Below are 8,086 nucleotides of genomic sequence, written 5' to 3'. Positions count from 1 at the left end.
ATAATCAAATTCCTTTTCTTGAATTTCATTTAGATATTCGCAAATTGCTGCAATGTTATATACAACCTCTAATGTGTGTTGATATTTATTAGAACTGTTAGAGACAGCACTAGGAACAACTCTATGAGGGACATTTTTGATCAGTTTGTCGTTATTATAGATATTTAATTCTTTAACTTCAAACTTTGGAAAGTTCATTTTTTGCTTCTTCCTTTCCAGTATACTAATCATTTTTTCGCCTCCCCTTATATTATATTATAGACAATATACTACTTAATGACACATTTTATTATAAATATACCACAGTTTTTATTTAAGCCAAGAAAAATTTGCTTGAGCTCAATCATTAATTTTAACTTTACAATGTGGTTCATTCTGTCATCTAAACGCTCTTTTTCAACATAATTTGTATTATTTTAACCAATATATGTATTATGTAATACATTAGTTTTTCTTTTTAATGTAATTCAACAATAAAGTTTTAAAAAAATAACCACAATTAATCTGTCCGTTGAAATACATATTCCACATTAAAATAGATCTTCCTTTATTAATACATACCCTAAATAAGATTTATTAAGTATGCATTATTGATTTCTAATTAACATAAAACATTTTATAAGAATCAAAGCATATTTTATAAAAAATATGTTTTGGTTTCTATGATAAGGGTATAGTATTAAGCTGGATTGAATTTTTAAGGAACATTCTTTTTTAAGTTTGTTTCTTTTTTTTGATAATTATAGAACGAATAATAACTAGTAAATTGAGCCAACTACTCAAGATATGATAAAGTATCAAATCAACATTTGGATTATGTATAAAAAAAGACTGCTTCTTTTGATTAGAAAGAAGCAGTCTTTTTTTGTTTTTATATATAAATCAGAAAGGCGGAAAAAACAGAGGATAAGAGTTACTGATACTATGACCTAAATTACTCTTACTACACTATATGTTTTCGCTCTCGATTAGGTAACTTGCCTATTTGGAATAAAATTTTATTTCTTGAGCAAACTACCCAAGACGCCGCGAGGCATCGACTACTTTCGAACCCTTATTAGTTTCTCTAAACAGAAAAACCTACTGATCTCTGTCCAGTAGGTTTTTCTGTTTTTAAGTTGTATATCGTATACAAGGTTAGTTAACATAATGGATTTTATCGGTACTTAAAGAATCTCCTTAACAGAGATTCTTTTTGTTATTTCTATTCTCATCCTTTAGTCGTAAGAATTTATTAAAAAGTTACTCTCACAGATGGATAACAAGAGTGTGGAATTTAAATACAATAAAGGTAACAAATAAAAGATAACGAACGGTTAAAAAAACTAAAGGAGTGCTAGAAATGAGAAAAAATAGTATTGAAACTAATAATAAAAAACACCATTTTAAACATTACTGGAATGAAATTATTAAAGCTCTAATTATGACGAAATAAACAGTTTTTTGCCTGTTATGAATAAAGTACATTGATTAGAACAAACTACTCAAGATGTTGTGTAGCATCATCCAAGTAGAAATTGCACAAACGTAACAGAAAAAACTCCTGAACAGGTCACAGGAGTTTTTCTGTTTTTAATCTGTATATCGTATACAAAGTTAGTTAACATAATCACTCTTTCCGGTACACATCCCAAAAAAGAACCCTTGGTAGGCAAGGGTTCTAAGACAGCCACCTTTACAGGAATATGCAGTTTTTTATACATCCTTGATAGATCAACACTTTATCAGAAGGTAAGGGTTAATGAGATGCATAAAAATCGCACCTTTTATTCATATGCTTTAACCTCTAAATAATTGATTTTTTATATGGATATGTTATAGTGACAGTCCAGCTGATTTTCCAAGTTGGATGTCATTTAACCCTATATTTGTAAATGTAACTAAAAGGCCACCTCTCTTACCACACACTCAAGAGGTGGCTTTTTAGTTTGTTAATAGATCTAATTAGTTTTAAACGATCTTTTCATTTTTTGATATTTTCCCAATTAACCAACTTGCTACTCCACCTACCGTTATGCCCCCACTAATAGCAACAATATGATAAATATAGTCCCCCCAATACATACAAAACTCCCCCTGATCCACCTTCATCAAATTTTGTTATCTCTATGGTACTCTTTTCCTGATGAAAAAATTGTAATAATTTGCATGATAAAAGATCGTTATTTAATTTATCCTAAGGGTATTGAGTGTAATGTATTGTTTTATTGTTATTTTCTTATTAGAGAAGAGGAAAATACTTGTTAAATACTTATGAAGTTCTTCTATTCAAAAGGGAAATCTTAAATTTAACAAAGGAATATTCAAATTGTACGGATTTTTCAATTAGAGAGATATTATATAATCAAATTGAACTTCTACTTAAAGTTCTCGATTTGTACTATCATAGCGAAATCTAATCACCTTTACGGTGATTTTTTTAGTCTTTAGGCTTATCTTACTTCATGATCGCGGCCCGCCATCACATACTAAAAACGATCCCATAAAAAACAGGAGCAGAAAAAAGAAGGTTTTTATAGCTACATGATTACTAACGTAATCAATGTTATCTATAAGTAACAATCTTGAAAATTGTATCCTACTCGATCTTATCTTTAAGAAAACGTTGTAGTTGCCTATATAACAGACATAAAGGAAAAATATTATATGCTACACAGATTAATACAAATAATAATACACCTTAAAGGTGTGATTTTTTAATAAAACTTATCTTCAGTATTTAGAAAATCACATGATATCTCGTCCGTGATACTTTACCGAAATTGTTAATGATGTATTAACTAATATTGATTTCAAGACTTCCAAAACTCCCACCATTTTTTAGCATTATTTTTTTGTGATAATCCTGCAGCTAATTGTTGGTGAGATTCTTGGCTTTGTCTTAAAGCTTCAACAAGCATTTTATCTCTATTACTCTGGACTTCTTCAATTCGACCCAACTGTTCTTTTAATTCTGAGATTTCATTGTCTTTTTCTCCAAGAGCTGCTTTTAAAGCTACAGGAAGTTCCTTTACAATTAAATCTTCAAAATCTTCCTTTTGCATTTGTTTCTCTTGAAGAACTCTAATTTGTTCTTTTAAAAAGTTCATTTCATTAATTAATGATTTATTGTGCTGCTCTTGTACCGTTAAACCCTCTTTTAGGGTTTCTATTTCCTTCAGATCAACGTTTTTAATAGGGTTAATGCTACTTTTAGTTTTAGGATTATTCCAATCTTCCAAGGCTTTTTCTTTTCCTAATTTATCTATACGTTCTTGAATTCCCCTAACTTTATGCAGATCATCTGTAGTAAAGAAACGATAGCCATTTTTAGGATTCTTTCTTACTTCTAAATTAAACTCTTTTACAAGATTAATAATAGTTGTTTTACTGACTCCCAAATCTTTAGCCACATCTCCAGTTGAATAAGTTACTTCATAATCATTCACAATATAACTTCACCTCAAATTCTTTTATACTCTAAAACAAGTGTAAAGTACCCTTACTTACTCTAAATAAAAAGTATAGTCTAAGTATAAAATAACCATCAATCAAGAATAAAGTATAGATTGATATAGACATTGATGTATAAACTTTTTTTAGACTTTTAGTGTTTGTGTTCTATACTTTACAGTTTATAGTTATGAGTATAAAAATCCTTCTTTATTATAAAAAATAAATAGCAATAACTCCTTATAAAAAATAGTCCGCCTTTAGGCGGCTAAATAGCCTTTAGGCTAATTTTTTAAAAACGAAAAAATACTAAAAGACCCTTGCAATTCTGAAAGCGAATTGCTATTTAATATAAGAGTGAGATAGTAAGTACTATACAAACTGGGAAAAACACTGTTATATCAACCTTTATGAAGGTTTTCATAGTTGTATGAGTTACAACTTTAGTTGTGTGAGTTACAACTATGAAATTAAGTATAAATACAAAAAGAGACCGTTTATTAACGATCTCTAAAATAGCTTTACTGGTAAGTTTTTTAAAGCTTTAGGAGTTTTATAAAACATAGTTTTTAAAGGCTCAGGTATGTTATCTCTATCACCACTGTAAATAATATGAGGATTTAAATACAAAGAATAAGCTCTGGCATTTATACCTTCTTTAAAACCAACTGCTCGAACAATAACTCCTTTATCAATCAATGATTTAATGATTCGACTAAGGTTCCCCTTGTTAATTCCTAAGTAATCAGCAATATCTGATTGTGTCATGGGAATCTGAGATTTAGCATGGATATCATGCACGATACAATTAGACAAAAAACCAACTTTTCCAGATATTTTCATAAGTAATAAAAGCTCATCGTTTCCAAAATAATCATTTGTAATTAAGTAATCCCAATTGTCTTGGATAAACTGCACAAACCTCACCTTACTTTTTACTTTTCTATCTGGAACTAATTTCATCCCTCTTGTATTAGCCTTATTCTGCAATTCATTTGCTATAGCCATTTCTTCAGAAGACAATATTTGTTCCGTTCCAATATCTCTTAAACGTGCCTTTTTTTCAGAAGCACTTAGAGCTTGGCCTAAATTACTTTTACTTTTTGTCAAACTAATTCCTCTCCTTATATGGCAGGAATCAGCCCCTTATGATAGAATATGTACATAATAATGTTTATAAGGGACCTATTCCCTTTCAATTTTCGAGAAACCGCCTGCCGTCCAAAGCTATGGCGGTTTTTCTCATTTATACTACATTCAACACTATCAATAATTTCCCTCTTTTTCTACTCTTTTCGTAGCTTTTCAGCTAATTTCGCTAACAATTTGTCATCTACTCGTTGAGGCTTGTACCCCATCCTATCTATTAAAATACCTTCTATTACTTTCATACGCTTTGTATAAAGGCCGTATTGCTCTTCTGAATAGTTTACCATTGCTTGGTCAATCTGAGGGCTATTACCAGCCTTTTTAAGCGTCAGCATTAAATCATAGGACTTTGTCCTTTCTTTACGTACCAAACGCAGCAAAACTAACAAATCATACGTATGAAAGCATGCAAGTTTATTAAAAGGCTTTTCAACGTCCTCTAAGACCACAAATTCTTTTAGTTTTGGTCTTTTTATATTTAAACTAGCTCCACAAAAAGAGCAGCTTTCTTTTAATCCTTCTGTCCCACAATAACTACATATCAAGCTATATTCACCTCGTTTACTAAAAGGACAAGTAGGCTTAAGCCTACCTAGATAGCCTTAAAGGCTGTTTTAGCTTTTAGGGTTTTCTTTATCCAGCCGTTTTTGTCGTTGATTCACAATACGTTCCCCTACAACTTTTTTGGCAAGTTTAGTTGCTTCTAGTTCTAGAAGATCGGTTGTCATAATCGCATCATAGCCGTGGTGAAAATACAAGCCATTCATGAACTCAATAAGAATTTGTGTGTTTTTATCTGCACTATTTGTTCCTAATCGAATCTTTTTAAGTTCACTTTTTAATACATCATGAAGATTTTCACTAACAGTTTCCGTAATGTAATCTAACGACCATTCTTTCTTTTTTTCTTCTCGATATTTTTTACAGATATCCCTAATCGCTTCCCCTGGGAAACGAAGTTTATATTCAGCCATATAATCTTGGATGTATTGATCCGTTTCTTTATCGAGTGTAATCATACGTCGTTGTGTTTCCATTACTCCTCCACATCTCCCATCAGTTCATATATAATGTCGTTCATCTTTTCAATTGATATCACACATTGTTTCATCATTTCAATGTTCTGATCAATGATAGCTTCTAATCTTTTTTCTCTTGCTACTTGCTCATCAAAAAAAGCTAATACTTCGAATTGTTCTTTCAAAAATTGTTGGCGAGACATCCCATTTTCCTTCGCTAGTTCATCAACTTTTTGCATGGCAACCAGATCAATATTTCGTAAAAAGATATCCATGAAATCATTCCTTTTTTATCGAATTATAAAATTTCCAGTACGAGTAGAGAAGAGCATAAGGGGTTTTTGATATCACATGGCTGTGATATGCGGGGCAAAGCCCAGCAAAACAACGTTTTCACCTTAAAAAAAGTGGTACCACGAAAACTTCCAGTCTGTCGACCTGCTGTTGACCTAAAGTTTAGAAAAACGCCTAATGTTGACCTAGTGTTGACATCAATTTTGGGACTTTTTCGCACATGTTGACCTACTGTCCCCTTTAAGTCCCCTCAACTTTTATGAAGTTTTAACGAGTTTTTGAAAGATTTCTTGATGATAATTCGTGAAGTTTTGAGAAGAAGTCTGGGTAGTTTTTTTATAAAAATCGATCGCTTCTTTCATCGAAGAAACGTTTAATTTTTGTAAAATGCTGCGTCTCTGATTCTTAATTGTGTTCTCTTCTTTGAATAAAATATCTTGCATTTCTGTAATAGAATGGCCATCAAGTGCAAGAGCAAAAACGTCTTGTTCAGAGGATGTAAGTTGTTTTAAAAAAAGTTTTTCTTTAAGTATCTGACATTCTTCCTCAACACGTTTAAGACGATCTACTTCTTGCACTAAATCAGAAGCAAGACTTAAAATATTCTCGATACCCATTAACAATTTTTCGGTTTGATTCATGATAAGACCCTCCTATTTTTTGAGGGCAACCCATGTTATAATAAAAATCCGTTAAGTAATTAGTTTTGACATGGGGGTGCTTCCTTTCGCAGAGGAAGTGCCCTTTCTTTGTTTACTTTTCTTTTCTTACTTTCTTCACATGTTCTTCCAAAAGCGCTTTTACATATTTCGTAATACTCGTATCATGCTCAACAGCTAAAAAACGTAGTTCCTTATGCAACTCTTCTGGAATATCACAAGTAAGACGTCGATTTCCTTCTTTAACCCTACTCATATGCTCTCCTTCTCTTGCAACGTATTTAAGTTGCAACGTTGCTATAAATCTAATTTAAAGGATATAATTTCCATAGTCAATAGTAATTTGAATAAAGTTAAATTACTTTAATTTTAATTATAAATCAATTTTTCAATGTAACTATATATAGTAACTAAACATAAAATAATCACTATATATTGTCTTTAAGGCGATTTTGTGATAAATTATTATTAATTCATTCTAATTAGAAAAATTTCCAAATTAATAGATTTATTTAAAATAGAACTCAAAAACACGCTATTTCAAATTCATCTTAAAAAGGGATATTGACTAGTAAATAACTATAATATACACAACGGTTGTAATTAGTAAAATACAGCCGTTTTTTTATGCAACTCTCCAAAAATGTAATTATTTAACAAAAAAATAGGTCTTGACAAAATATTTTTAAACTTTTATTATTATTTATAGATTACGTAACATTATAGAGCGATAGATAAATAGAGACGTAATCGTTAAAATATTTAAATACTTGGAGGAAAAGATGCAGGGTTTCGAGATAAAATTCGCTTGTAACACGACTATCACCATAAATGATCCTATGCTCGACCAATTTACTCCCACACAAGTAGCGTGCCTCCAAGAATATGCAGCTAACAATAGGCTTTCAGATGTTGAAAAGGAAATTGTTAAACCATTAAAACTTGAATTGGAAGAATTTCAAAAGGAAGCAGTTATTAATAATAAATGTATTGTTTTTGAAGATATTTCAAAAGATGAACTGCAGTTTTCTAATCATGCCTTCGAGCGCTACGCTGAAAGAGTAGACAAGATCCCCCCTTCAAATTTCAGAGGATATACATATCCAGAAGAAATTGAAAAAATCAATAACATGATAGATCTGATTAAAAATTCCACCATGATAGAAACTAAAGCAGAATATAAAGGCGAATGGGTTCTAAGATATAATTTTATTGGAGAATTAGAAAATGAACCAGTAGTTATTTCAGTTAAATTCGAAGATTTTGTTGTTATTATAACAGTCATCGATAAAAAGAACCCAAATTAAAAAAATCTCCAACTACAAAAAGTTGGAGATTTTTTAATGTTTATAATATTTAGCTCGACCGAGCTTTTCTTGAATTTCAGGTACATTATTTAAAAGACGATAATCAAATTCCTTTTCTTGAATTTCATTTAGATATTCGCAAATTGCTGCAATGTTATATACAACCTCTAATGTGTGTTGATATTTATTAGAACTGTTAGAGACAGCACTAGGAACAACTCTATGA

Annotated in this window: 10 protein-coding genes; 1 reads left to right on the top strand and 9 read right to left on the bottom strand. The window is 30.7% G+C overall.

Going from position 1 to position 8,086, the window contains the following annotated elements; all coding sequences use genetic code 11:
- The 8 genes from AC0C45_RS29810 to AC0C45_RS29775 form a co-directional block, all read right to left on the bottom strand.
- Positions 1-231, bottom strand: a 231-nt coding sequence (locus AC0C45_RS29810; RefSeq protein ID WP_472929313.1) for a hypothetical protein, incomplete at its 3' end; no start/stop codon positions are given.
- 2,561 nt (positions 232-2,792) lie between these two features.
- Complete coding sequence (locus AC0C45_RS29805; RefSeq protein ID WP_472929312.1) at positions 2,793-3,428, bottom strand: MerR family transcriptional regulator; 636 nt, start codon at positions 3,426-3,428, stop codon at positions 2,793-2,795.
- A 514-nt stretch (positions 3,429-3,942) separates the two neighbouring features.
- Positions 3,943-4,542 carry a MarR family transcriptional regulator gene (locus AC0C45_RS29800; protein ID WP_233335537.1) on the bottom strand — a complete coding sequence of 200 codons (600 nt, stop codon included), beginning with the start codon at positions 4,540-4,542 and terminating at the stop codon, positions 3,943-3,945.
- Positions 4,543-4,718: 176 nt separating this feature from the next.
- Positions 4,719-5,126: a hypothetical protein gene (locus AC0C45_RS29795; RefSeq protein WP_233335536.1), complete on the bottom strand. Its 408-nt coding sequence runs from the start codon at positions 5,124-5,126 to the stop codon at positions 4,719-4,721.
- Positions 5,127-5,195: 69 nt separating this feature from the next.
- On the bottom strand, positions 5,196-5,618 hold the full coding sequence (locus AC0C45_RS29790) for a hypothetical protein (protein ID WP_233335535.1): 423 nt from the start codon (positions 5,616-5,618) through the stop codon (positions 5,196-5,198).
- Positions 5,618-5,875: a hypothetical protein gene (locus AC0C45_RS29785; protein WP_233335534.1), complete on the bottom strand. Its 258-nt coding sequence runs from the start codon at positions 5,873-5,875 to the stop codon at positions 5,618-5,620. The genes AC0C45_RS29790 and AC0C45_RS29785 overlap by 1 nt, the downstream gene beginning before the upstream one ends.
- A gap of 276 nt (positions 5,876-6,151) precedes the next feature.
- A complete protein-coding gene (locus AC0C45_RS29780; RefSeq protein ID WP_233335533.1) occupies positions 6,152-6,535 on the bottom strand; it encodes a response regulator transcription factor in 384 nt (127 codons plus the stop codon).
- A gap of 112 nt (positions 6,536-6,647) precedes the next feature.
- Positions 6,648-6,809 (bottom strand): hypothetical protein, encoded by a 162-nt coding sequence (locus tag AC0C45_RS29775; RefSeq protein WP_156405056.1) that lies wholly within the window; start codon positions 6,807-6,809, stop codon positions 6,648-6,650.
- A gap of 526 nt (positions 6,810-7,335) precedes the next feature.
- Here AC0C45_RS29775 and AC0C45_RS29770 point away from each other — a divergent pair.
- Entirely contained in the window at positions 7,336-7,860 is a 525-nt protein-coding gene (locus tag AC0C45_RS29770) for a hypothetical protein (RefSeq protein WP_472929311.1), read from the top strand.
- A 33-nt stretch (positions 7,861-7,893) separates the two neighbouring features.
- On the opposite strand, the gene AC0C45_RS29765 is transcribed toward AC0C45_RS29770, so the two are convergent.
- On the bottom strand, positions 7,894-8,086 hold a 193-nt coding region (locus AC0C45_RS29765), incomplete at its 5' end, for a hypothetical protein (RefSeq protein ID WP_472929310.1).

It is taken from the genome of Priestia sp. VA7, from assembly GCF_055710015.1.
Note: the sequence above shows the minus strand (reverse complement) of the source record. Positions and strands in the feature narration are given on the sequence as shown.